The organism is Pseudomonas paracarnis (assembly GCF_904063055.1).
In the GTDB taxonomy this organism is placed as follows: Bacteria; Pseudomonadota; Gammaproteobacteria; order Pseudomonadales; family Pseudomonadaceae; genus Aquipseudomonas; species Aquipseudomonas paracarnis.
This window is the reverse complement of record NZ_CAJFCN010000004.1, coordinates 422956-448628: the sequence shown is the minus strand read 5'-3', so window position 1 is coordinate 448628 and position 25673 is coordinate 422956. Positions and strand designations below refer to the sequence as shown.

Here is a 25673-nt window from a genome sequence, read left to right as displayed (position 1 = left end):
AATCGATTTATCGTATTTCAAATATAAGCCCAGCTTGTAAGAGGACGCGCTATGTCGGTTTCCCATGCCCAGCTCAAAGCCTTCCATGCGGTGGCCATTCACGGCAGTTTTACCGGGGCGGCCGAACGCCTGTTCCTGACCCAGCCTGCGATTTCCGACCAGGTGCGCAAACTGGAAGAGCGCTTCGGCGTGTTGCTGTTCCACCGCAACAAGCGCTCGGTGCGCCTGACCGATCTGGGTGAGCGCCTGCTGGGCATCACCCAGCGCCTGTTTGTGATCGAAGCCGAAGCCGAAGAATTGCTGCAGGATTCGCGCGCCCTGCTCACCGGCACCCTCACCCTGGCGGTGGATGCACCCGTGCACGTACTGCCGCAGATTGCGCGCTTCTGCCAGCGCTACCCTGGGATCAGCGTGAAAATCGAAACCGGCAACACCGATGAGTCGCTGTCGCGCCTTTACAACTACCAGGCCGACCTGGCGCTGTTGGGGCGCGATGTCGATGATCCGCGCCTGTTGTCACTGCCGCTGCCCGACGATCAACTACTGGCTTTTGTCGCACGTGACCATGCCTGGGCCGGGCGCGAATCGATCTGCCTGGCCGACCTCGATAACACTCCGCTGGTGCTGCGGGAAACCGGCTCGGTCACCCGTCAAACCCTGGAGCAGGAAATGCGCCAGGCCGGCCTGCGCATTCGCCCGGCCATCCAGGTGGAAGGCCGCGAAGCCGCCCGGGAAGCCGTGGTGGTGGGAATTGGCGTGGGCGTGGTGTCGGCGGCAGAGTTCGGCGCCGACGCGCGGGTATACGCCATGCCGATCCGCGATTGCACACAACGCATGAAAGAAACCCTGGTGTGCCTGAAAGAGCAGAGTTCACGCCGCGTGGTCGCGACCTTCCTGGAGATCGTGCGTGAGAGCCTTCACGCCAACTCGAAAAACGCCTGAATCAAGCGCAGCGAGCGGCGCCGCTCCATGCAGCCGAGCATGTGCCGGTTCAGCAGGCCATCGCCCAGGATCGGTACCGCCTGTACACGCGGGTCCGGGCTGACCTCCATCGACGACACCACGCCCACCCCTAACTCTGCCGCCACCGCTTCGGTCACGGCTTCACGACTGTCCAGTTCCAGCAGCACTTTGGGTTGCACATTCGCCGCAAGGCACGCGTCATCAAAGGTGCGCCGGGTGATAGAACTGGGCTCGCGCAGCACCATGATCACCTCATGCAGCTGCGCCAGTTCAATACCGCTGGCCTGCCTGGCCCATGGATGCGCAGCCGGCACCAAGGCGCAAATCCGTGACTCGTCCAGGGGTTGCAAGTGCAGGCCATTGCGCGGCTCCACCTCGGTGAGCACCGCCACATCGGCATGTTCGGACAGCAGCGCCGCCAGGGTTTCCTGAGCATTGCCCAAACGCAGGTTCACGGTAATGCCAGGGTAGCGCGCGCGCAGGCTGGCGATCATCGGCATGACCAAGTGAGGGCCGTCCGCCGCCACTTCCAGGCGCCCGGTGAGCAACTGGCGGTTGGCCTCCAGCATGGTTTGCGCCTCGTCGACCAAACCGAAGATCGCCCGCGTGATGGCCGCCAGGCGTGCGCCCTCCTCGGTCAACTCCACCCGGCGGGCGGTGCGGCGCAACAGCGGGATCTGGTAGTGCTCCTCAAGCGCCTTGATATGCCCGGTCACTGCCGGCTGGCTGATAAACAGCCGAGCCGCCGCGCGGGTAAAACTGCCCTCACGGGCCACGGCATCGAATGCACGCAGTTGGAATAGGTTCATCGTTATCGGCCTCACTGATAGCTCGCATAACAACAAACAATTTGATTGATGACAAGCCAAACTGCAATTTAGGCGCCGTAGCTTGAACCCCAACACCTTGCGAGGATTTGACATGCCCACTGCCGCGCCGATCCTGTTGACCCCCGGCCCCCTGACCACCTCGACCCGCACCCGCCAGGCGATGATGGTGGATTGGGGGTCGTGGGACGACCGCTTCAACCAGCTCACAGCCAGTGTGTGCACGCAGCTGCTGGCGATCCTCAACGGTTCGGACAGCCACCACTGCGTGCCGCTGCAAGGCAGCGGCACCTTCGCCGTCGAAGCGGCGATCGGCACCTTGGTTCCCCGCAATGGCAAGGTGCTGGTGTTGATCAACGGCGCCTACGGCAAGCGCCTGGCGAAAATCTGCGAGGTGCTTGGCCGCGAATTCAGCACCTTTGAAACCGCCGAAGACGAGCCCACCACTGCCGCCGATGTGGATCGCCTGTTGAGCTCCGACAGCGCCATCACCCACGTCGCGCTGATCCATTGCGAAACCAGCACCGGCATTCTCAATCCGTTGCCGCAGATCGCCGAGGTGGTCAAACGCCACGGCAAGCGCCTGATCATCGACGCCATGAGTTCCTTCGGCGCGCTACCGATTGATGCCCGTGAAATCCCCTTCGACGCGCTGATTGCCGCCTCGGGCAAATGCCTGGAAGGCGTGCCGGGGATGGGCTTTGTCTTTGCCGAAAAAGCGGCGCTGGCTGCGGCCCAGGGCAACTGCCATTCCCTGGCGATGGACCTGTTCGACCAGCACACCTATATGGCCAAGACCGGACAATGGCGCTTCACCCCGCCCACCCACGTGGTTGCCGCCCTGCATGAGGCGCTGCTGCAATACGCAGAAGAAGGCGGCCTGCCCGCGCGTCACCAGCGCTATGCGAATAACTGCCAGGCATTGCTGGACGGCATGGCCGAACTGGGCCTGCGCAGTTTTCTGCCAGCGGCGATCCAAGCACCGATCATCGCCACCTTCCACGCTCCCGACCACCCGCGCTACCGGTTCAAAGACTTCTACGAACGGGTCAAGGCCAAGGGGTTCATCCTGTACCCCGGCAAATTGACCCAGGTGGAAACCTTCCGCGTGGGCTGCATCGGCCATGTCGACGCAGCCGGCATGCGCGCAGCGGTCAAGGCAATCGGCGATGTGCTGCAAGAAATGTGTAGGAGCGAGCTTGCTCGCGAAGAGCGTTAACGATAACGCGGGCATCCTGAGTCAACGCGGTGCCTGGATGTTTTTTGCGAGCAAGCTCGCTCCTACATAGATGAATGTCATTACCCACAGGATCTGAACCATGAACTATCAAAACCCCAACACCCTCCAGGCCGTTATCCTCGACTGGGCCGGCACCGTGGTCGATTTCGGCTCCTTCGCCCCCACGCAGATTTTTGTCGAGGCCTTCGCCGAGTTCGACGTGCAGGTGTCTATCGAGGAAGCCCGTGGCCCGATGGGCATGGGCAAGTGGGACCATATCCGTACCCTCTGCGACCAGCCGCAGGTTGCCGAACGCTACCGCAAGGCGTTCGGCCGCACGCCGACCGACGACGATGTGACCGCCATTTACCAGCGCTTCATGCCGCTGCAGATCGAGAAGATCGCTGAACACTCGGCCCTGATCCCCGGCGCCCTCGACACCATTGCAGCGCTGCGGGCGCAAGGGATCAAGATCGGCTCCTGCTCTGGCTATCCCAAGCAAGTGATGGACAAGGTCGTGGCCCTGGCCGCCACCAACGGCTATGTCGCCGACCACGTCGTGGCTACCGACGAAGTCCCCAACGGTCGCCCTTGGCCGGCCCAGGCACTGGCCAACGTGATCGCCCTGGGCATTGATGATGTGGCCGCCTGCGTGAAGGTCGACGACACCGTGCCGGGCATTCTCGAAGGCCGACGTGCCGGCATGTGGACCGTGGCCCTGACCTGCTCGGGCAACGCGCTGGGCCTCACCTACGAGCAATTCCGCGCCCTGGACAGCGACACACTGGCCAGCGAGCGCCAGCGCATCGAGGCGATGTTCGAAGCTTCACGTCCACACTACCTGATCGACACCATCACCGATCTGCCACGGGTCATCAGTGACATCAACCAGCGACTGGCCCGCGGGGAAATGCCGCAGGCCTACTGACCGAAGTCAAGACAAGGGCATTGGCAACAAGCGCAGCGCTCAAAACAGGCATACAGTTAATGCACTCCATCGCTAAAGAATGGAGGTATGCCCTGATGAGTGAGGAACACAGCGATGCCGTGGAAAAATTCCGATACGCGCTACAGCACTATGTCCATTGCGTTGCACTGGTTGATGGTGGTGCTGCTGGCGGTGGTCTACGCCTGCATTGAACTGCGCGGGCAATTCCCCAAAGGCAGCGGCGCACGCACGCTGATTGTGGAAATGCACTTTATGCTCGGCCTTACCGTGTTTGTGCTGGTATGGCTGCGCCTGTTCGCACGCAGCCTGGGGGTGGCGCCGAAGATCGTGCCGGCACCGCCGCAATGGCAGAATCTGCTGGCGAAGCTGATGCACTGGGCGCTGTATGCGTTGATGATCGGGTTGCCGATTGCCGGTTGGTTGATCGTCAGTGCCAAAGGGCATTCGGTGATGTTCTATGGAATGGAATTGCCGCCGCTGATCGCGGAAAACAAGGCGCTGGCCGAGGAGATTGAAGGCTGGCATGTGCTGTTCGCCCAGGTCGGTTATTGGTTGATCGGGCTGCATGCACTGGCGGGGATCTTTCATCATTATGTGGTGCGCGATAACACGGCGCTGCGCATGATGCCGGGTGGGAGGAGGCTTTAAGCCAACCCATTCATCGACTGAACTCAGGCCATCAGTTAAGCGCAACTCCCTTGTGGGAGCGGGCTTGCCCGCGAAGGCGGTGTGTCAGCCACAGTATCTCCTACTGCACTACCGCTTTCGCAGGCAAGCCCGCTCCCACAAGGGGTTTGCGTCAGTCGCTGAAGCCTCGGCGGCCTTGCAGGCCGCCGGTGTGGATGAAGATCAGGCGCGTGCCGGGGGCAAAGCGTCCGGCCTCGATCTGCTGTTTCAATGCCAGCAGCGCCTTGCCGGTGTAGAGCGGTTCCAACGGTAGACCGCATGCTTGCTCGGTGCACTGGATGAAGTCCAGCAACAGCGGATCGACCTTGGCAAAGCCACCGCGACTGGCGTCCAGCAATGTATAGCCGTCCTGCACGATGGCACTCACGTTCTGCGCTACACCGTGATCATCCGGCACCGCCAGAGCACCATACACCCGATGCGCACCCGCCTCCGCCAGTGCCAGCCCCGCCACTGTCGTGCCGGTACCTGCCGCCAGCCACCAGGCGTCGTAATCGGTCCAACCGAGGCTGCCCAACTGCGCCCGCGCCTGCTCGACCAACACGCCACAGCCCTGCGCCCCGGCCAGCCCACCGCCGCCTTCGGGTATCGGATGGAGGTGGGGATATTGTTCGCGCCAAGGCAGCCAAAAGCCCGGCTCGTGGCGTGCGCGATAGCCACCATAACCGAGCCAATGCAGTTGCATGCCGAAGGCCTTGAGGTCGAGCACCGTGGGTGTGTCTTGAGGATGGCCGCGCAACAGGCCGACGGTGGGGAAATCAAAGCGCTTGCCCGCGGCCGCCAATGCGTGCAGATGATTGGAGTAGGCTCCGCCGAGGCTGATAATACCTGACGCTCCGGCATCGCGAGCCTGGGCCAAGTGCTCGGTGAGCTTGAACCACTTGTTGCCGCTGATCAGCGGATCGATACGGTCCAGGCGCAGCACGGCCAGCTCGACTCCGTTCAGCCAATCCAGCTGCAAAGATTCAAGGGGCGCGTGGGGCAGCCAGTCGAAAGGACCCATGTGGGCGCATCTGCATGAAAAAAGGGGCGGTAGTCTAACACCGCCCCTATTGTCGCCTTACAACTCGGCCGCCAGGCGCGAGCCCTGGTTGATGGCGCGCTTGGCGTCCAGTTCGGCCGCCACATCGGCGCCGCCGATCAGGTGCACGTTCTGGTTGGCCGCGACCAGGCCGTCGTGCAATTCGCGCAGCGGGTCCTGGCCGGCGCAGATGACGATATTGTCCACCGCCAGGACTTGCGGCTCGCCCTCAGCGCCGATGCGGATATGCAAGCCTTCATCGTCGATCTTCAGGTACTCAACGCTGTTGAGCATCTGCACCTGCTTGTTCTTCAAGCCGGTGCGGTGGATCCAGCCCGTGGTCTTGCCCAGGCCGTCGCCCACCTTGGAAGCCTTGCGTTGCAGCAGGAACACTTCACGGGCCGGCGCGTGGCGCTCGGGTTTGATCCCGGCCACGCCGCCACGGGCTTGCAGTTGGGTGTCGATGCCCCATTCTTTCCAGAACGCCTCGCGATCCAGGCTGGTGGAGACGCCTTGGTGCACGAGGAATTCAGACACGTCAAAACCGATGCCACCGGCGCCGATCACCGCCACGCGCTTGCCCACCGGCTTGCGCTCAAGGATCACGTCCAGGTAACTCAGGACCTTGGCGTTGTCGACACCGGGAATCGCCGGGGTACGCGGTGCGATGCCGGTGGCCAGGATCACCTCGTCATAACCACCCGCTACCAGTTGCGCAACGTCCACACGGGTGTTGAGGCACAGCTCGACGTGGGTGGTCTGCAATTTGCGTTTGAAATAACGCAGGGTCTCGAAGAACTCTTCCTTGCCCGGCACGCGCTTGGCGATATTGAACTGGCCGCCGATCTCGCTGGCCGAGTCGAACAAGGTCACTTGATGCCCGCGCTCGGCGGCCACGGTGGCAGCGGCCAGACCCGCGGGGCCTGCGCCGACGACCGCGACCTTTTTGATCTGCTTGACCGGCAGGTAATTGAGTTCGGTTTCGTAGCACGCCCGCGGGTTGACCAGGCAGGTGGTGAGCTTGCCGCCAAAGGTGTGGTCCAGGCAGGCCTGGTTGCAGCCGATGCAGGTATTGATCTCATCAGCGCGCCCGGCAGCGGCCTTGTTGACGAACTCGGGGTCGGCGAGAAACGGCCGCGCCATCGAGACCATATCGGCGTCGCCTTCGGCCAGGATCTGCTCAGCAATTTCCGGAGTGTTGATGCGGTTGGTGGTGATCAGCGGGATCTGTACCGAACCGCGCAATTTGGCCGTGACTTTACTGAACGCACCACGGGGTACCTTGGTGGCGATGGTCGGGATGCGGGCTTCGTGCCAGCCGATACCGGTGTTGATGAGCGTCGCGCCGGCCTGTTCGATGGCTTTGGCCAACTGCACGATTTCTTCCCAGACGCTGCCGCCTTCCACCAGGTCGAGCATCGACAGGCGGAAGATGATAATGAAGTTCGGGCCTACGGCTTCGCGTACCCGGCGCACGATTTCCACCGCCAGGCGCATGCGATTTTCAAAGCTGCCGCCCCAACGGTCGGTGCGATGGTTGGTGTGGGCGGCAAGGAACTGGTTAATGAAATAGCCTTCGGAACCCATGATTTCGACGCCGTCATACCCGGCGACCTGGGCCAGCAGCGAGCAGGTGACAAAATCCTGGATCTGCTTTTCGATGCCCTCTTCATCCAATTCCTTGGGCTTGAACGGGTTGATGGGCGCCTGGATAGCGCTCGGTGCCACCTGCTTGGGGCTGTAGGCGTAACGCCCGGCGTGGAGGATCTGCATGCAGATCTTGCCACCCGCGTCGTGCACGGCCTGGGTGACGATCTTGTGCTTGCGCGCCTCTTCTTCGGTGGTCAGCTTGGCTGCACCGGCGTACACGCCGCCCTCGTCATTGGGGCCGATACCGCCGGTGACCATCAGGCCCACGCCGCCACGGGCACGCTCGGCAAAGTAAGCGGCCATACGCTCGAAACCGCCGGGCTTTTCTTCCAGGCCAGTGTGCATCGAGCCCATCAGGGTACGGTTGCGCAAGGTGGTAAAACCCAGGTCCAACGGGGCCAGCAGGTGCGGGTAGGCAGCAGCGGTCATGGTACAGCTCCACAACGGATCATCACGGGACGTGGCGCGCTCGAACGGCGTGCCATCGGTTTATGTCCCACAGACTAAGAGGCGGTGGACCACGGCTCAATGACTGAAACTGACAAGTTATTGATCCAAATGCACAGCGCCCCTTGGCAAGCCACGCCATGGGCCCTACCCTAGTCGCGAACCCTGCACCTGGTCTGTTGTCTGTTGCCCCATGCGTAAACTTCTAGCGTTCACCGTCATCATGGCCCTGGTTGCCTCCCTCGCCGCGTACTTGGTCTGGACCCAGGAGCGCCCCGTGGCGCATTACCTGTCCGACCTGCGCATCACCCTCGCCGTCAACGAGGGCGAACCGGCCGACCGGGGCAACCTGCTGGGCATCCAGCCGGAACTGTTCCCTGCCGATTACCAAAGCCTGGAACGCCTGCACCTGAAGCTGTCGGCCTACCTGCAAAATGCCCGGGACCTTGGGCTGATCAATGCCAAGACCGTGGTGGTGCTGCCGGAACATATCGGCACCTGGCTGATGCTCGGCGCAGAGAAGAATGAGCTGTACCAGGCCGCTCACCTCAAGGACGCCATGAACTGGCTGTCGATCAGCAACCCGCTGCAATTTGCCAAAGCCTGGATCAGCGCCACCGGCGACAACCGCATGGACGATGCATACCTGCGCATGAAAGCCCCGGCCATGGCCCGCGACTATCAAGTGTTGTTTGGCGGCCTCGCCAAAGAATTTGGCGTGACCCTGGTGGCCGGCTCCATCGCCCTGCCCAACCCAAGCGTGATCCAGGGACAACTGGAGATCGGCCACGGCGCGCTGTACAACGTCAGCGTGGTGTTTGCCGCCGACGGCTTGCCGCTGGGCCAGCCGCAGCGCCAGCTTTACCCGATCTACGATGAGCGTGGCTTTATCGAGCCGGGCGATGAGCATGTCGTCAACGTTGTCGACACCCCCGCCGGGCGCCTGGGCATCCTGGTCGGCAGCGACAGCTGGTACCCGGACAACTACCGCAAGCTCAACGAGCAAGGCGCGCAATTGATCGCGGTACCCGCTTTTGTCACCGGCCGCGATACCTGGGAGCGTCCGTGGCGCGGTTTCAAGAGCGTATCTACGCCTTCAGAAGTGAGCCTCAAGCCCGAAGAAACCAGTGAGGGCGCGGCCTGGCGTCGTCTTACCCTGATCAGCCAGCCACCTGTCAGCGAAGCCACCGCGGGCATGAGCGTCTTTCTGCGCGGGCAATTCTGGGACCTGGGCAGCGCCGGCCAGAGTTTTCTCAGCCGCAATGGGCAAGTCTTCGCCGATGGCGACGCCCGTGGTGCGCGCTTGCTGAATATCTGGCTGTAGCGCCTTGAAGCCGGTGCGCCTGGGGGATCTGTCGGTGGGCTTCGTGCACACCCTGGCCGACGCCATCCACAGCCACGGCCTGGACCCACAGCCCCTGCTGCTGCAATACGGCCTTGATCCAGCTCGCCTGGCTGAGGCCGGCGCACGCTTGTCGATCCCGCGCTACATGCGCCTGGGCCACGCGGCCATCCAACTGACCGGCAACCCCGGCCTAGGCCTGCGTATGGGCCAGCTCAGCCGCTTGAGCCAAGCCGGTCTTGCCGGCGTCACCGCCGCCCAAGCGCCCACAGTGCGCGAAGCGGCGCGCACGCTCACACGCTTTGAAGCGCTGTACGGCTCCAACTATCGCGGGCAATCAAGCTTTCATGAAGACGCTGAAGGCGCGTGGCTGCGGTTTTATTCCATCAGCCCCTATAACGCCTACAACCGCTTTGTGGTGGATTCGATCATCGCCGGCTGGCTGCAGCAATTGTCTGGCCTGGCGCAACAGCCGGTGCAGGCCCAGCGGATTGAAATCGAATTCAACGCGCCGGACTACCACGACCACTACAGGGTGTTGGGAGAGGGCGTGGTCCACTTCGGCGCCGAGGTCAATCAACTGCGCCTCAGCCAACCCACCCTGGCGCTGCGCAACCCGCAGCATTGCCCAAGCACCTGGCACCTGTTGCTACAGCTGTGTGAAAGGGAATTAGAGCAATTGACCCGCACCCGCAGCCTGCGCGAGCGCATTACCCGTTTGCTCGGGCCGATGCTCAATGGCGGCCGGGAACCCGACCTGGAGGAAGTGGCGGCACGCTTGAAGCTGCCAACCTGGACATTGCGGCGCAAACTGGCCGAGGAAGGCACGCAGTTTCGCGCGATCCTCAATGACACCCGTCGCGACCTGGCCATGACCTACATTCGCGATACGGAACTGGCGTTCGGCGAGATCGCCTACTTGCTCGGTTTTGCTTCGGCCCAAGCCTTCCAAAGGGCCTTCAGACGCTGGAACAACCAGACCCCAGGGGAATTTCGCCGCAGTCAGCGGCATTCCGCCTGAAGTCAGCGTTACAGCTCGGTGGCATCGTCGACCGGATCCAGCGGGTCCAATTCGAATGCCTGGTACTCCAGCAGCTCTTCCTGGTAATCGTCCATGGTGGACTCCTTTTCGTGTTGAAAGCGTTTGCAGATTAATGACCTGCGAACCCAGCCTAAAGTGCCGTCATGACGAAAAAATGTCGACGTCGTGACATTCCTGCTCTTCAGGATTAAACGTAGCGGCGATCACTGGATTTAACTTAACCGCAACCTCGGTCAAAATGTGGGAGCGGGCTTGCTCGCGAAAGCGGTGTGTCATTCAACACACCTGGCGACTGTTACGCCGTATTCGCGAGCAAGCCCGCTCCAACAGTAGAAGAGCATTGCGTTATTGCGCAGGCATCGGAAGCGGTGGAATCGCTTCTGTCGGGGCCGGCAAGGCAGGATCAGTCGGCGCCGGCGCAACCGGAGCGGGCTCTGTCACCGGTGCAATCGGTGCAGCCTCAGGTGGCGGCGCAAGCGGCTCTGCAGCGGCAGGCGCTACAGGCACCTCCTTCGGCGCTTCGACCTTCTCGGGTGCCGGAGCGGCCTTGGGTTCAGGCACGCCCAGGTCAGCCTTGGGCTGCTCGGGGATATGCTCGGCCTGCTTTACTTCCTGCGGCAGGAACACGTCCACCAACGCAAAGTAACGCTCGTAGAACTTCGGTGCCGAGACGGTCTCGCTTGCCACCTTCACCATCGAGTCGTCGGTGGAGCCAATCGGCATCGACACCGAGCCCAGCACGCCTACACCGAGGCTCGCGGAGTTGTTGACCTTCTTCAGCGCATAGCGGTCCTGCAAGGCATTGGCAAACATCGTCGAGTGATTGCTGCCCTTGCCATCAGCAGCGCACACCACATTGAAACTGATCTGCAGGTGGGTCTCGCCGGTCTGCTGGAAACTCTTGTTGCCGGCCACCAGTTTCGGATCGCTGCTGGTGATAATGTAGCCCTGGCTCAGCAGGGCACGGCGCGCAGCTTCACAGGCCGCCACATCGCTGACCGGGTAATCGCGGGAAAACGTACCGGAATCGTCGAAATTCTCATGTTCATAGATAGCGGTCTTGGGTGACGAGCAGCCCGCGGCGCCCGCCAGCACCAGCGCCAACCCGAGATTGCGCAAGTGAAATGATGTCGACATTGAAAATCCTGAAGAAAACGGTCCGGACGGTATTGTGCAACAGAACGCGACATTGAAGCGCGATTCCTGTCGGTAAAACATCTCAAGCTCAGACAGCGGCGTCAGTAGGAAAAAGCCCGGCGCACATATGATCGATAAAGGCCCGCAGCTTGGCCGAAGCATGGCGACTGGCCGGCCACAGCAACCAGAAACTGCCGCGATGTTCGAGGTGCTCATCCAGCACCCGTCGCAAACGCCCATGTTGTACGGCCTGGTTGACCATGTAGTCCGGCAGGCACGCAATGCCCAGTCCTTCTTGCACCACATGATTGAGGGACTCGATGGTGGTGCTGACCAGCGGTGCGCGCAGGTTCAGTTCCGCAGCCCCCGGGACAGGACGCAGTGGCCAGGGCTCCAGCTTGCCGGTGGCGCAGAATTTGTGCCGCAGGCAGGCGTGATGATTCAGGTCCTGTGGCCGATGGGGCGTACCATGCTGGTCGAAATAGCCGGGCGTACCGACGAGAACCAACTGGTAATGCCCTAGATGGCGCACCATCAAGCGCGAATCTTCTGGCTTGCCAGTGCGAATCACCGCGTCGAAGCCCTCCTCTATCACGTCCACCATGCGGTCGGAAAAATCCACATCCAACTCAATGTCCGGGTAGGCGCGCATAAAATCGCTGATCACCGGCATCAACAAGCCGCGCACTTGGGGCACACTGATCCGCAGCTTGCCGCGAGGGCTGGCAGTGACCTCAGTCAACTCCTGTTCGGCCGCCTCCAGTTCCGCCAGGATGCGCCGCGAACGCTCCAGGAACAGCGCGCCCTCGCTGGTCAGGGTGATACTGCGGGTGCTGCGATGAAACAACCTGACGCCCAGGCGCTCCTCCATCCGCGCAATGCTTTTACCCACCGCCGACGATGACACGCCCAGTACGCGGCCCGCAGCGGTAAAGCTGAGGGTTTGCGCGACCTGCACAAAAACCGAGAGGCTGCCCAGATTGTCCATGGTGATGCCTTTACCGATTGCGGACATCAACGTCCGATAAGTTCGGAACCTTAGCCTGTTTTTCCGCGCCTCGCAGCCCCCTACCCTGGCTCCTTGCCCTTTCAAGGAGAGCGCCCATGAACGACAGTCCCCTATTGGTCGATACAGCGCCCCACGCTGAACGCCTGCCCCTGGCCGGTCTGCTGGCGTTGGCCTGCGCCGGCTTTATCACCATCCTGACCGAGGCGATGCCCGCCGGCTTATTACCGCAAATCGGTGCTGGGCTTGGGGTCTCCCAGGCCCTGGTCGGGCAACTGGTGACCCTCTATGCGCTCGGCTCGTTGCTTGCTGCTATCCCCCTGACATTGCTGACCCGGGGTTGGCGCCGGCGGCCGCTACTGTTGATCGCCATCGGCGGCTTTGCATTGGTTAACAGCGTCACCGCGTTCTCCAGCCACTATGGCTTGACCTTGGCTGCACGATTTTTCGCCGGTGTGTTCGCTGGCTTGCTGTGGGCCTTGTTGGCGGGTTACGCCAGTCGTATGGTCGCACCTCATCTGCAGGGCCGGGCGATTGCCGTGGCCATGCTGGGTGCGCCGCTGGCCTTGTCCCTCGGCGTGCCCGCCGGCACCCTGCTGGGCACGCTTGTCGGATGGCGCGCCAGTTTTGCCATCATGACTGGCCTGACCCTGTTACTGCTGATTTGGGCGCGTTGGCAACTGCCGGATTTTGCCGGTGAACCGCCAAGCAAACGCCTCGGCTTACGTCAGGTACTGGCGTTGCCAGGCATCCGGCCGGTGCTCTGGGTGACCTTTACCTACGTGCTCGCGCATAACATTCTCTATACCTACATCGCCCCTTTGCTAGTGCCCGCCGGTATCGGCCGCGAGATTGATCGCGTGCTGCTGGTGTTCGGCCTGATGGCCCTGCTGAGCATTTGGCTGGTAGGCATCTGGATTGACCGGCACCTGAGGCTGCTGACCCTCATCAGTTGCGCGATGTTCGCCGTTGCGGCCCTGCTGCTCGGACTATGGTTCAACTGCGTAGTCGCCATTTACGTCAGCGTGGCGTTGTGGGGGCTCGCCTTCGGTGGCCTCCCAGCGCTATTGCAAACCGCGCTGGCCAAGTCGGCTGGCAACTCGGCCGATGCCGCCCAATCGATGTTGGTTACGGTATGGAACCTGGGCATCGCCGGAGGTGGATTAGTGGGCGGGCTCTTGCTCGAACGTTGGGGCGTCGTGGCATTTCCATGGGCAGTTCTAGGATTGATCGTGTTGGCGCTGGGTGCAATCCGGGGTAAAGCGCTGCCCGCGCGATGACAAGTTTGTTTACAACTTATTCCTCACCTTCCTATCATCGCCCCTGGGTGCGTTGTTGCATAAAGCACGGCGCAGGTTAAAAGCCAAGCATTGGTCGGGCCGCCAATGGAGATTTGTCGTGCCTGATAAACACCCTGCCATCCCCCGCCCCCAGCGTTTGACTGAGGGCGCGCTGTCCGCCCTTGAGCGCTTTTCACACATCGAAGCCGTTAGCGGTATCGTGCTGCTGCTGGCCGCCATCGTCGCGCTGGTGTGGGCCAACAGCCCCGCCGCCGCGACCTACGAGCATTTCTGGAACACGCCCATCACCCTCGGGCTGGGCGATTACAGCGTGTCGCGCTCCCTGCATTTTCTGGTGAATGACGGGCTGATGACCATTTTCTTTCTGGTAGTCGGTGCCGAGATCCGCCAGGAAATCAAAGACGGCGCCCTCGCTAACCTGAAGCTGGCCACGCTGCCGTTGGGCGCGGCGTTGGGCGGTGTGCTGATGCCCGCCCTCATCTACACCCTGCTCAACCACGGCACCCCCGCCGCGAGTGGCTGGGCGGTCCCCACCGCGACCGACATCGCCTTTGCCGTGGGCGTGCTCGCGCTGCTGGGCAAATCGATTCCCAGTGGCGTGCGCATCCTGCTGCTGGCCTTGGCGATCATCGATGACATCGTGGCGATTCTGATCATCGCGATCTTTTTCACCGCCAGCCTCGACTACATGGGCTTGGTGATTGCTGTCGGCGGGCTGGCCCTGGTGTTGGTGTTCCAACGCATGGGCATCAGCAAGGCGGCGATCTACCTGCTGCCAGGCGCTATCGTGTGGTTTGGCCTGCTCAAGACCGGCGTGCACCCAACACTCGCCGGGGTGATCCTTGGCTTGATGACCCCCGTCAATTCCAAGCCCACCCGGGAACGCCCGCTGGAAACCATCGAACGCACCTTCAACGAGCTGATGGACCGGTTCTCGCAGCCAGCCGAAGGGGCCCAGCAAGTCGCCACGCCCCTCAAACAATTGCGCGAAGCTCAACGGGAAATACTGCCGCCAGTGCAGCGTGTTCAATCGGCGCTGCACCCCTGGGTCGCGTTCGGCGTAATGCCGCTGTTTGCATTGGCCAACGCCGGTGTGAGCCTGGACGGTTTCAATCTGGATGACCCGCTGGCCCACGGTGTGTTCATGGGCGTCATCTTCGCCCTGGTGCTCGGCAAGCCTCTGGGTGTGATGCTGGCGAGCCTGGCGCTGGTCAAGCTCAACATCTGCAAACTGCCTGACGGTGTGACCTGGACGGGCGTTGGCCTGGTAGGGCTGTTGGCGGGGATCGGTTTCACCATGTCGATCTTTATCTCGTCCCTGGCATTTTCCGACCCGGCCCTGCTGTCGGCTGCGAAGCTGAGCGTATTGGCGGCTTCAACCCTGGCGGCGGTGATCGGGTTGACGTGGGGCAAGCTCAAGTTTGCAGCCAAGAACGCCTAAAGCGCATTCAGCACTCACTTTATCAAGGGCAAAAAAAGACCCCGGCCTTTTCAGGTCGGGGTCTTTTTATTCAGGCCGGCATCAGTACTTCTTGATGTCTGCCTGGGTTTCCAGCTGCTTGCGGTAGGCCGCGAAGTCCTGCTGGCCAATACGGGAAGCGAGGAAGCGGCGGTATTGCGCCTTTTCTTCGTCCGTAGGGGCCGCCGCTTCGTTCACGCCGTTCAAGCGCACGATCATCAGGCTGCCATCGCGCAGGGTCACGGTGGTGAAGGTAGGCTTGTCCTTGGCCGCCGGCTTGGGCATGCGGAACAAGGCTTGCAGCACGGCCGGGTCGATAGACTCCTGACCACGGGTAGCCGCCTCAGTCACCTTCCAAGCCTGACCGTCAACCGGCTGGTCCAGCGCGGTCTTGCCATCACGCAGGCTGGCGATCAACTCGTCGGCACGGGCTTTGGCAGCAGCGCTTGCGCGCTCCTTGGTCATCTGGGTGCGAATGGCCGCCTCGACCTTCTCGAGCGGCAGTTGGGCCGGCTTGAGATGCTCCTTGGCACGCAGCACGATGATGGTTTCCGGGTCCAGTTCGATGGCGCTGCTGTTGGCACCTTCATCCAGCACTTCCGGGCTGAATGCGGCAGTGACCACGGCACGGTTGGCCGCTACACCTTCGCCACCTTCGCGGCCAAACGGCGCGGAGGTATGGACGGTCAGCTTCAGGTCAGACGCCGGCTGAGCCAGGTCAGAGGCTTCGAATGCCGCATCTTCCAATTGCTTGGTCGCTTCGACAAAACGCTGTTCAACCTGCTGTGCCTTGAGCTCGCGGGTCAGCTTGTCTTTCAGGCTGGCGAACGATGGCACTTCAGGCGCTTCAACGCCCAGCAACTTGATCAGGTGCCAACCGAAGGTGGTGCGCACCGGCGCCGACACCTGGTCTTGCTTCAAGCCGTACAAGGCGGTTTCGAAGTCCGGGTCGTAAACACCAGGGCCAGCAAAACCGAGGTCGCCGCCATTGTTGGCCGAACCTGGATCCTGGGAGAACTCCTTGGCCAGAGCTTCGAACTTCTCACCCTTGGCCAGGCGCGCCTGGATGTCTTCGATCTTGGCCTTGGCTTGCGCCTCGGTGACCTTGTCGTTGACTTCAATCAGGATATGCGCGGCACGACGCTGTTCAGCGAGGTTGGCGGTTTCCTTCTCGTAGGCAGCCTGCAGCTCATCGTCCTTGACAGTCACCTGGTCGAAGAAGGAAGACTTCTTCAATTCCAGATAGTCGATGACCACTTGGTCCGGGGTCATGAACTCTTTGGCGTGCTGGTCGTAGTAGGCTTTGACCTCATCGTCGGTGAGTTTCACCGCCGCGGGATCAGCCTTGATGTTGACGGTGGCGAAATCGCGGGTCTGTTTTTCCAGACGGGCAAATGCCAGCACCTCGGCGTCGGTCACAAACCCGCTGCCGGCGATGCCTGCGCGAACCTGGCCGATCAGCATTTCCTGGGTCAGCATCTGACGGAATTGCATGCGGCTATAGCCCAGCTGACGGATCACCTGGTCAAAGCGTTCGGCGTTGAACTTGCCGTCCACCTGGAATTCCGGCGTCTGCAGGATCACCTGATCCAGCGCAGCTTCCGAGAAGCCGAACTTGGAATCGGCAGCGCCTTGCAGCAGCAGCTTGCGATCGATCAGGCCCTTGAGGGCAGCATCGCGCAGCAGTTTTTCGTCGAGCAGGGAAGCATCGAAATCCTTACCCAACTGTTGCATCAGCTGGCGCCGTTGCATATCGACAGCCTGGCTCAGCTCGGTCTGGGTGATTTGTTCACCGTTGACCTTGGCCACGTCCTGCTTGTTATTACCCGAAGCCTGGAAAATGGCTTCGATACCGGTGAACGCCATCAAAGCGACGATGATCCCGATAATGGTCTTGGCAATCCAGCCTTGTGAATTGTCCCTGATATTTTGCAGCATGCGTCCCCCAGAAACGGTTGAACTTCAAAAATTAGGCAACCGTGGAGCGTGGGTAGAGTCCGGATAGAAGAAAGGCGCATCCGAGGATGCGCCTTCTCGTAACTGGCGGAGCGGACGGGGGTTCGAATCTGCACCCCCGGCGTGGCGACCCGATACGTGGGTCAGCTACCGCTCCGCTGCCAGGCCAGACCTGCGTCCGACCCGGGTAAGCAAAGGCTTGAACGAAGCTTAGTTAACGGCTTCTTTCAGGGCTTTACCGGCTTTGAAACCTGGTTTCTTGGCAGCAGCGATTTGCAGTGCTTTGCCGGTCTGTGGGTTACGGCCAGTGCGAGCTGGGCGGTCAGTCACAGAGAAAGTACCGAAGCCTACCAGTACCACGGAGTCGCCGGCCTTCAGAGCGCCAGTGACGGATTCGATTACTGCGTCCAGCGCACGGCCAGCAGCAGCTTTCGGGATATCAGCGGATGCAGCGATAGCATCAATCAGTTCCGACTTGTTCACTCTAAGTCCCCTTATATATCTATTGAGTATGATTCTAAGTTTTTTGGTAAAAAGCAAAACCAGTGCTGAATGGCCTACAGACACTTAAGAGCCGCTTTATAACAAGGGCTCTAAAAAGCTGTCAAGGAAGCCCCCCAGGCTCCAACACATTAATGCGTGCTAATTCTTTCCTTGGAATCGGACTCGCGTTTTTCGTCCTTCGCGACGATCTCCGGGGCCACATCCGGCAAGGGCTCCGGCGCGTATTGCAGCGCAATTTGCAGGACCTCGTCAATCCATTTAACCGGTTTAATCTGAAGATCCTGCTTGATATTGTCAGGAATTTCCTTCAAGTCGCGAACATTCTCTTCAGGAATGATCACGGTCTTGATTCCACCTCGGTGCGCAGCGAGTAATTTCTCTTTCAGACCACCGATCGCCAATACCTGGCCACGCAGGGTAATTTCTCCGGTCATCGCCACATCGGCGCGCACAGGAATGCCGGTCAACGCTGATACCAGCGCCGTGCACATGCCTACGCCAGCGCTAGGGCCGTCTTTGGGGGTCGCCCCTTCCGGCATGTGGATATGGGTGTCGTGCTTCTCGTGGAAGTCCAGCGGGATGCCCAGGCTGCGGGCGCGGCTGCGTACCACGGTCTGCGCGGCCGTAATGGATTCGACCATCACATCACCCAGGGAGCCGGTCTTGATCAACTGGCCTTTGCCCGGAATCACCGCCGCTTCGATGGTGAGCAATTCGCCACCCACCTGGGTCCACGCCAAGCCAGTCACCTGGCCGACCTGATCCTGCTGCTCGGCCAGGCCGTAGCGGAATTTCTTCACGCCCAGGAAGTGTTCCAGGGAATCGGCGACCACCTTCACAGAGAAGCGTTTTTCCAACGCGTGCTCCTTCACCGCCTTGCGGCAGATCTTCGCGATCTGGCGCTCAAGGCCCCGTACACCGGCCTCGCGGGTGTAGTAGCGCACGATGTCACGGATCGCCTCGACCTCGAATTCGATCTCGCCCTTCTTCAGGCCGTTGGCCGAAATCTGCTTGGGCGCCAGGTACTTGACCGCGATGTTGATCTTCTCGTCTTCGGTGTAGCCCGGCAGACGAATCACCTCCATCCGATCCAGCAAGGCTGGCGGAATGTTCATGGAGTTGGAGGTGCACAAGAACATTACGTCAGACAAGTCGTAGTCGACTTCCAGGTAATGGTCGTTGAAATTATGGTTCTGCTCGGGATCAAGCACTTCGAGCAAGGCCGACGCCGGGTCGCCACGCATGTCGCTGCCCATTTTGTCGATTTCATCGAGCAGGAACAGCGGGTTGCGTACACCCACTTTTGTCATCTTTTGAATCAATCTTCCTGGCATCGAACCGATGTAGGTACGGCGATGACCACGGATCTCAGCTTCGTCACGCACGCCACCCAAGGCCATGCGCACGAACTTGCGGTTAGTCGCGCTGGCAATCGATTCCGCCAGGGAAGTTTTACCCACACCTGGAGGCCCGACCAGGCACAGCACCGGACCGCGGATTTTTTTCACACGTTTTTGCACGGCGAGGTACTCAAGGATGCGCTCCTTGACCTCTTCCAAACCGTAATGGTCAGCGTCGAGAATCTCTTCAGCACGGGCCAGGTCCAGGCGCACCTTGGTCTGGGCCTTCCACGGCACTTGCACCAACCAGTCGATATACGAGCGCACCACAGTGGCTTCGGCCGACATTGGCGACATCTGCTTAAGCTTGTTCAGCTCGGCGGTGGCCTTGGTCAGGGCGTCTTTGGGCAGGCCAGCGGCATCGATACGCTTTTTCAGCTCTTCGATTTCGTTGTGGCCTTCCTCGCCGTCGCCGAGCTCCTTCTGAATGGCCTTCATCTGCTCATTCAGGTAGTACTCGCGCTGGCTACGTTCCATCTGCTTCTTCACGCGGCCACGGATACGCTTCTCAACCTGCAACAGGTCGATTTCGCCATCCAGCATCGCCAATACGTGTTCGACACGGGCCGACAGGTCGATGATTTCGAGGATGTCTTGCTTCTGCTCGATCTTCAGCGCCATGTGTGCAGCCATGGTGTCGACCAGGCGGCTCGGTTCATCAATGCTGTTGAGCGAAGACAGGACTTCAGCCGGGACTTTCTTGCCCAACTGCACATATTGCTCGAACTGCGACAGCAGGCTGCGCACGAACACCTCGGATTCACGCTCCGGGGCTTCGACTTCTTCGATCAGCGCCACTTCCGCGCGCAGGTGGCCGTCCACCTCCATAAAGCGCTCTACGGCACCGCGCTGCTCACCTTCGACCAACACCTTGACGGTGCCATCGGGCAGCTTGAGCAATTGCAGGACAGTGGCAATGGTGCCGACGCGATACAGGGCATCTTCACCCGGATCATCATCAGCAGGATTCTTCTGGGCCAACAGCAGGATTTGCTTGTCGCCCGTCATCGCGGCCTCGAGGGCTTCGATAGACTTCTCGCGCCCCACGAACAGCGGGATAACCATGTGCGGATAGACGACGACATCGCGCAACGGCAGGAGAGGCAATTCGATGGTTGTCTTCATGATTTCGCCTCTATGACAGTTCAAAAATAAGCTTGAAACCAAGATGGGGGTTACATGCAAAAAAAACAAGCTCAATGCCAGTAGTTAAACGCATGAATACACGCGAATTTAACCACCGCCCTAAGAAACGCCCCCAAAGACAAGGGGCCCCTAGAGGCCCCTTGCTTGTACCGCAACTGCTGAACGCTTATGCGTCGGGTGCAGCCTTGGCAGCCGGCTCACTGTTTTCGTAGATATACAGTGGCTTGGACTTGCCTTCGATCACGCTTTCATCGATCACCACTTTACTCACCTCAGACTGCGAGGGGATTTCGTACATGGTGTCGAGCAACACGCCTTCGAGGATAGAACGCAGGCCACGTGCACCGGTCTTACGCTCCAGTGCTCGCTTGGCCACCGATTTCAGCGCGTCGGTCCGGAACTCGAGGTCTACACCTTCCATCTCGAACAATTTGCCGTATTGCTTGGTCAGGGCGTTTTTCGGCTCGGTGAGGATCTGGATCAAAGCCGCCTCATCCAACTCGTCCAACGTGGCCAGGACCGGCAGACGGCCAACGAATTCCGGGATCAGACCGAACTTGACCAGATCGTCAGGCTCGACTTCACGCAGGGACTCGCCCACCTTCTTGCCCTCTTCCTTGCTGCGCACTTCCGCACTGAAACCAATGCCGCCACGGGTGGAACGCTGCTGAATCACCTTCTCCAGACCGGAGAACGCACCGCCACAAATGAACAGGATGTTACGCGTATCAACCTGAAGGAATTCCTGCTGCGGATGCTTGCGACCACCTTGCGGCGGTACGGACGCAACCGTGCCTTCGATCAGTTTCAACAGGGCCTGCTGCACGCCTTCACCGGAAACGTCCCGGGTGATCGACGGGTTATCAGACTTGCGCGAGATCTTGTCGATCTCGTCGATGTAGACAATACCCATCTGGGCTTTCTCTACGTCGTAGTCGCACTTCTGCAGCAGTTTCTGAATGATGTTCTCGACATCTTCACCCACGTAGCCAGCCTCGGTGAGGGTGGTGGCGTCGGCGATGGTGAACGGAACGTTCAGCAGGCGAGCGAGGGTTTCTGCAAGCAGGGTTTTACCCGAGCCTGTAGGACCGATCAGCAAGATGTTGCTCTTGCCGAGTTCAACCTCATCACCTTTCTTGTCACGCTGGTTCAAGCGCTTGTAGTGGTTGTACACCGCTACGGCCAGAACCTTCTTTGCACGTTCTTGACCAATGACGTACTGGTCAAGGATGCCGCTGATTTCTTTAGGCGAAGGTAATTTATGCGCACTGCTCTCGGCCTGGGCTTCCTGCACCTCCTCACGGATGATGTCATTGCACAGGTCGACGCATTCGTCGCAGATAAACACCGAGGGGCCGGCAATCAATTTGCGTACTTCATGCTGGCTTTTGCCACAGAAGGAGCAATAGAGCAGCTTGCCGTTGTCCTCGCCGTTGCGGGTGTCAGTCATTCGTTCGATCCAAATCCGATAGGCTTGCAACACAAGATGAAGGCTTATGCGGGCTTTTTCAAGCCCGCCAGTGGTCGGACATGCCGACCAGCCCTATTTTGAGCGGCTTATATTAAGCGGGGCGCTTGTCGATCACTGCGTCGATCAACCCGTATTCCTTGGCGGCTTCAGCGCTCATGAAATTGTCACGGTTGGTATCGCGCTCGATTTCTTCCAGGGTGCGCCCGCTGTGCTTGGCCATCAGCGTGTTGAGACGCTCACGAATGAAGAGGATTTCCTTGGCGTGGATTTCGATGTCCGACGCCTGGCCCTGGAAACCGCCCAGCGGCTGGTGAATCATCACGCGCGAGTTCGGCAGGCAGAAACGCTTGCCTTCGGCACCCGCAGTCAGCAGGAAGGCGCCCATGCTGCACGCCTGGCCAATACAGGTGGTCGACACGTTTGGCTTGATGAACTGCATGGTGTCGTAGATCGACATGCCCGCAGTCACCGAACCGCCCGGTGAGTTGATGTAGAGATGGATGTCCTTGTCCGGGTTTTCCGCTTCAAGGAACAGCAATTGCGCACAGATCAGGTTGGCCATGTAGTCCTCTACCGGGCCAACCAGAAAGATCACTCGCTCCTTGAGCAGGCGCGAGTAGATGTCGTAGGCGCGTTCGCCACGAGCGGACTGCTCGACAACCATCGGGACCAAGCCGCCTGCGGCCTGGATATCAGAGTTCTGCTGAATATAGGAATTACGGAACATGCTCTGCAGTTACTCCCAAATAGTCATGTCTTGAAAACGCATAAGCCAGCGCGAGGCTGGCTTATGGTTGAATTTCCAACGAGTTGGACAATCAGTCGGCTTGTGCTGCTTCCGCCGGTTTGACTGCTTCTTCGTAAGAGACCGCTTTATCGGTCACCTTAGCCTTCTGCAGAACAGTATCCACAACTTGTTCTTCCAGCACAACCGAACGTACTTCGTTCATCTGCTGCTCATTCTTGTAGTACCAAGCCACGACCTGCTCAGGCTCCTGGTAGGCCGAAGCCATTTCCTGGATCATTTCACGAACGCGGTCTTCGTCTGGCTTGAGGTCGAACTGCTTGACCACTTCAGCCACGATCAGGCCCAGCACAACGCGGCGCTTGGCTTGCTCTTCGAACAGCTCGGCCGGCAGTTGGTCAGGCTTGATGTTGCCACCAAACTGCTGAACCGCTTGAACGCGCAGACGATCCACTTCGTTGGACAGCAGGGCCTTAGGCACTTCGATCGGGTTGGCGGCCAGCAGACCGTCCATGACCTGGTTCTTGACCTTGGACTTGATAGCCTGGCGCAGCTCACGCTCCATGTTCTTGCGAACTTCGGTGCGGAAGCCTTCGATGCCGGTTTCCTTGATGCCAAACTGGGCGAAGAACTCTTCGTTCAGCTCTGGCAGCTTAGGCTCGGAAACGCTGTTGACGGTAACGGTGAACTCGGCGGCTTTGCCAGCCAGGTCCAGGTTCTGGTAGTCAGCAGGGAAAGTCAGGTTCAGAACGCGCTCTTCGCCGGCTTTGGCGCCAACCAGGCCGTCCTCGAAACCAGGGATCATGCGGTTGGAACCCAGCACCAGTTGAGTGCCCTTTGCGGAGCCGCCAGCGAAGACTTCGCCGTCAACCTTGCCAACGAAATCGATGTTCAGTTGGTCTTCGTTCTGGGCGGCACGGTCGGCCACTTCAAAACGAGTGTTCTGCTTGCGCAGGATTTCCAGCATGTTGTCCAGGTCCGAATCGGCCACTTCGGCGCTCAGACGCTCGATTTCGATACCGTCGAAACCGGCCACTTCAAATTCCGGGAACACTTCGAATACGGCAACGTATTCCAGGTCCTTGCCCGCTTCCAGGGACTTGGGCTCGATCGAAGGCGAGCCTGCCGGGTTCAGCTTTTGCTCGACAACGGCTTCGTAGAAAGAAGCCTGGATCACGTCACCTACAGCTTCCTGGCGCGCATCGGCACCAAAACGACGCTTGATTTCGCTCATCGGCACTTTGCCTGGACGGAAACCAGCGATCTTGGCCTTTTGGGCAGTCTGCTGCAGACGCTTGTTGACCGCAGTCTCGATACGCTCTGCCGGCACGGTGATGCTCAGGCGGCGCTCGAGAGCAGTAGTATTTTCAACAGAAACTTGCATGGATATTCCTCGTTGCACAGACATTAGCCGGCCATTTCCGACCCCAATCAAGGGCATGCATTCTAGTGGGTCAAACTCAAGAAGTCACCCTACTGAAAACACAGCGGAAAACAGCCGGCAATTTATCGGTACGAAAGCACTGAAGTACCTCGCCCCGGTGACAAATACAGCCAAATTGCGCCAGGGCTCTGCGCCGCCCCTCTCTATATATAGAAGGAACACGCATCCATCTCCCTGACGGCCCGCCCTGCGAACAGAGCGAGCAAGCAACGCGGCATCATCGAGATACACAAATACGACGACACGCCCTGCCGGGGCAGCCCAGCACCTGCGACCACCCAATCTCAAACCGCCAAAACCAAAAAAGGCGCCAGACTGTTAAATCTGGCGCCTTTCGAATATGGGGTGGACGAAGGGGATCGAACCCTCGACAACGGGAGTCACAATCCCGTGCTCTACCAACTGAGCTACGCCCACCATATTGCGTTAACAAAGAAACCAAACCACTTCTTTGTTGAGCCCTGCCCCGCCTGACGACCGGGAAAAGCTTTAATTGGTGCGGATGAAGAGACTCGAACTCTTACGCCTCGCGGCGCTGGAACCTAAATCCAGTGTGTCTACCAATTCCACCACATCCGCGCTTGAAGCTCTTAAAGCAAAGGCGCCAGACTGTTAAATCTGGCGCCTTTTCAGAATATGGGGTGGACGAAGGGGATCGAACCCTCGACAACGGGAGTCACAATCCCGTGCTCTACCAACTGAGCTACGCCCACCATATAGCGCTACTTGTGCCAAAGCTGCCTAATGGCGCACCCGGCAGGACTCGAACCTGCGACCATCCGCTTAGAAGGCGGATGCTCTATCCAGCTGAGCTACGGGCGCCTTATTAATCTGTACTCTTGGAGGATTACAAACTAAGTGCTTCCAGCCTTGCAGTACAACTATTCTGCTTGACCTTCTTAACCAGTGCTAGGCTGTGCCCGACAAGTGCGACGAATAGTATAGATGCCCTGGAAACCCGTCAAATCTTTTTTGAAAAAAACTGATTTTATTTAAGGGGTTAGGGCAATTTGCAGACCAAGCGCCTTTGCCCTCGCGCCTTGGCATGCGAGAATGCGCGCACTTTTCTTCCCCCTCTCGATGGTTAATCACGCGTAATGACTGCACAACTTATCGACGGCAAATCAATCGCCGCCAGCCTGCGCCAGCAGATCGCCAAACGAGTCACCGAGCGCAGCCAGCAAGGCCTGCGCACGCCTGGCCTCGCGGTGATCCTGGTCGGCAGCGATCCTGCCTCTCAGGTTTATGTCTCGCACAAGCGTAAAGACTGTGAAGAGGTCGGCTTTATTTCCAAGGCCTATGACTTGCCTTCGGACACCACTCAACAGGCCCTGACCGACCTGATTGACAGCCTCAACGATGACCCGAACATGGACGGCATCCTGCTGCAACTTCCACTGCCCGAGCACCTGGACGCCTCCAAGCTGCTGGAGCGCATCCGCCCGGACAAAGACGTCGACGGTTTCCACCCTTATAACGTCGGCCGCCTGGCCCAACGCATTCCCCTGCTGCGCCCATGCACCCCCAAAGGCATCATGACGCTGCTGGAAAGCACCGGTGTCGACCTGTATGGCCTTGACGCTGTGGTGGTGGGCGCATCGAACATCGTCGGTCGCCCGATGGCCATGGAGCTGCTGCTGGCCGGCTGCACCGTGACCGTCACCCACCGCTTCACCAAGGACCTGGCCGGCCACGTCGGCCGCGCTGACCTGGTGGTAGTCGCCGCCGGCAAGCCGGGCCTGGTCAAGGGTGAGTGGATCAAGGAAGGCGCCATCGTCATCGACGTGGGCATCAACCGCCAGGAAGACGGCAAGTTGGTGGGCGACGTGGTGTATGAAACCGCCCTGCCCCGCGCTGGCTGGATCACGCCAGTGCCAGGCGGCGTCGGGCCCATGACCCGGGCCTGCCTGCTGGAAAACACCTTGTACGCAGCGGAAACCCTGCACGGTTAATAACC

Annotated in this window: 20 protein-coding genes and 4 tRNA genes; 9 read left to right on the top strand and 15 right to left on the bottom strand. The window is 60.0% G+C overall.

The genetic code is table 11. The features are described 5' to 3' along the window. Window positions 1-51: 51 nt before the first annotated feature. A complete protein-coding gene (locus JMV15_RS12005) occupies window positions 52-942 on the top strand; it encodes a LysR substrate-binding domain-containing protein (RefSeq protein ID WP_014718974.1) in 891 nt (296 codons plus the stop codon). Here JMV15_RS12005 and JMV15_RS12000 read toward each other — a convergent pair. Continuing rightward, on the bottom strand, window positions 918-1772 hold the full coding sequence (locus JMV15_RS12000; protein ID WP_014718975.1) for a LysR substrate-binding domain-containing protein: 855 nt from the start codon (window positions 1770-1772) through the stop codon (window positions 918-920). The genes JMV15_RS12005 and JMV15_RS12000 overlap by 25 nt on opposite strands. Before the next feature lie 112 nt (window positions 1773-1884). On the opposite strand from JMV15_RS12000, the gene JMV15_RS11995 reads away from it, so the two are divergent. The 3 genes from JMV15_RS11995 (at window position 1885) to JMV15_RS11985 (ending at window position 4606) form a co-directional block, all read left to right on the top strand. Beyond that, window positions 1885-3009 (top strand): 2-aminoethylphosphonate--pyruvate transaminase, encoded by a 1125-nt coding sequence (locus tag JMV15_RS11995; protein WP_038450576.1) that lies wholly within the window; start codon window positions 1885-1887, stop codon window positions 3007-3009. Between the two features lie 100 nt (window positions 3010-3109). Continuing rightward, complete coding sequence (phnX, locus tag JMV15_RS11990) at window positions 3110-3937, top strand: phosphonoacetaldehyde hydrolase (protein ID WP_014718977.1); 828 nt, start codon at window positions 3110-3112, stop codon at window positions 3935-3937. Between the two features lie 114 nt (window positions 3938-4051). Continuing rightward, window positions 4052-4606, top strand: coding sequence for a cytochrome b (locus JMV15_RS11985; protein ID WP_014718978.1), 555 nt, complete (start codon window positions 4052-4054; stop codon window positions 4604-4606). Between the two features lie 151 nt (window positions 4607-4757). Here the strand turns inward: JMV15_RS11985 and JMV15_RS11980 are convergent, their stop codons facing one another. Both JMV15_RS11980 and JMV15_RS11975 read right to left on the bottom strand, forming a co-directional pair. Continuing rightward, window positions 4758-5648, bottom strand: a complete 891-nt coding sequence (locus JMV15_RS11980) for a 1-aminocyclopropane-1-carboxylate deaminase/D-cysteine desulfhydrase (RefSeq protein WP_038450578.1) — start codon at window positions 5646-5648, stop codon at window positions 4758-4760. A 57-nt stretch (window positions 5649-5705) separates the two neighbouring features. Beyond that, complete coding sequence (locus JMV15_RS11975) at window positions 5706-7745, bottom strand: NADPH-dependent 2,4-dienoyl-CoA reductase (RefSeq protein ID WP_019819476.1); 2040 nt, start codon at window positions 7743-7745, stop codon at window positions 5706-5708. A 211-nt stretch (window positions 7746-7956) separates the two neighbouring features. On the opposite strand from JMV15_RS11975, the gene JMV15_RS11970 reads away from it, so the two are divergent. Then, complete coding sequence (locus tag JMV15_RS11970) at window positions 7957-9087, top strand: carbon-nitrogen hydrolase family protein (RefSeq protein ID WP_019819478.1); 1131 nt, start codon at window positions 7957-7959, stop codon at window positions 9085-9087. A 4-nt stretch (window positions 9088-9091) separates the two neighbouring features. Continuing rightward, window positions 9092-10126 (top strand): AraC family transcriptional regulator, encoded by a 1035-nt coding sequence (locus tag JMV15_RS11965; protein WP_038450580.1) that lies wholly within the window; start codon window positions 9092-9094, stop codon window positions 10124-10126. Window positions 10127-10492: 366 nt separating this feature from the next. Here JMV15_RS11965 and JMV15_RS11960 read toward each other — a convergent pair whose 3' ends face one another. Both JMV15_RS11960 and JMV15_RS11955 read right to left on the bottom strand, forming a co-directional pair. Further along, a complete protein-coding gene (locus JMV15_RS11960) occupies window positions 10493-11284 on the bottom strand; it encodes a DUF2242 domain-containing protein (RefSeq protein ID WP_014718983.1) in 792 nt (263 codons plus the stop codon). Between the two features lie 88 nt (window positions 11285-11372). Then, window positions 11373-12272, bottom strand: a complete 900-nt coding sequence (locus JMV15_RS11955; RefSeq protein ID WP_014718984.1) for a LysR family transcriptional regulator — start codon at window positions 12270-12272, stop codon at window positions 11373-11375. Window positions 12273-12388: 116 nt separating this feature from the next. Here JMV15_RS11955 and JMV15_RS11950 point away from each other — a divergent pair, with 116 nt between their 5' ends. Both JMV15_RS11950 and nhaA read left to right on the top strand, forming a co-directional pair. After that, window positions 12389-13570: an MFS transporter gene (locus JMV15_RS11950; protein ID WP_038450582.1), complete on the top strand. Its 1182-nt coding sequence runs from the start codon at window positions 12389-12391 to the stop codon at window positions 13568-13570. Window positions 13571-13688: 118 nt separating this feature from the next. Continuing rightward, a complete protein-coding gene (gene nhaA / locus JMV15_RS11945; protein WP_014718986.1) occupies window positions 13689-15032 on the top strand; it encodes a Na+/H+ antiporter NhaA in 1344 nt (447 codons plus the stop codon). Window positions 15033-15113: 81 nt separating this feature from the next. Here the strand turns inward: nhaA and JMV15_RS11940 are convergent, their stop codons facing one another. From JMV15_RS11940 to JMV15_RS11895, 10 genes are all read right to left on the bottom strand, one after another. Continuing rightward, window positions 15114-16988, bottom strand: a complete 1875-nt coding sequence (locus tag JMV15_RS11940) for a SurA N-terminal domain-containing protein (protein ID WP_014718987.1) — start codon at window positions 16986-16988, stop codon at window positions 15114-15116. A gap of 228 nt (window positions 16989-17216) precedes the next feature. Continuing rightward, window positions 17217-17489, bottom strand: coding sequence for an HU family DNA-binding protein (locus tag JMV15_RS11935; protein WP_003174819.1), 273 nt, complete (start codon window positions 17487-17489; stop codon window positions 17217-17219). Window positions 17490-17638: 149 nt separating this feature from the next. Then, entirely contained in the window at window positions 17639-20035 is a 2397-nt protein-coding gene (gene lon, locus JMV15_RS11930; protein WP_003192252.1) for an endopeptidase La, read from the bottom strand. Between the two features lie 187 nt (window positions 20036-20222). Continuing rightward, window positions 20223-21506 (bottom strand): ATP-dependent Clp protease ATP-binding subunit ClpX, encoded by a 1284-nt coding sequence (clpX, locus tag JMV15_RS11925; protein WP_003192254.1) that lies wholly within the window; start codon window positions 21504-21506, stop codon window positions 20223-20225. 112 nt (window positions 21507-21618) lie between these two features. Continuing rightward, window positions 21619-22254, bottom strand: coding sequence for an ATP-dependent Clp endopeptidase proteolytic subunit ClpP (gene clpP / locus JMV15_RS11920; RefSeq protein WP_003192255.1), 636 nt, complete (start codon window positions 22252-22254; stop codon window positions 21619-21621). Between the two features lie 91 nt (window positions 22255-22345). Next, window positions 22346-23656, bottom strand: a complete 1311-nt coding sequence (tig, locus tag JMV15_RS11915) for a trigger factor (RefSeq protein ID WP_014718988.1) — start codon at window positions 23654-23656, stop codon at window positions 22346-22348. A 401-nt stretch (window positions 23657-24057) separates the two neighbouring features. Continuing rightward, window positions 24058-24133 (bottom strand) — tRNA-His (locus JMV15_RS11910). 77 nt (window positions 24134-24210) lie between these two features. Then, a tRNA-Leu gene (locus JMV15_RS11905) sits at window positions 24211-24295 on the bottom strand. A gap of 58 nt (window positions 24296-24353) precedes the next feature. Then, window positions 24354-24429, bottom strand: a tRNA-His gene (locus tag JMV15_RS11900). Between the two features lie 32 nt (window positions 24430-24461). Then, a tRNA-Arg gene (locus JMV15_RS11895) sits at window positions 24462-24538 on the bottom strand. A gap of 275 nt (window positions 24539-24813) precedes the next feature. Between JMV15_RS11895 and folD the strand changes: the two genes are divergently transcribed. Further along, window positions 24814-25668, top strand: coding sequence for a bifunctional methylenetetrahydrofolate dehydrogenase/methenyltetrahydrofolate cyclohydrolase FolD (gene folD / locus JMV15_RS11890; protein WP_014718989.1), 855 nt, complete (start codon window positions 24814-24816; stop codon window positions 25666-25668). The last annotated feature ends 5 nt before the right edge of the window (window positions 25669-25673 follow it).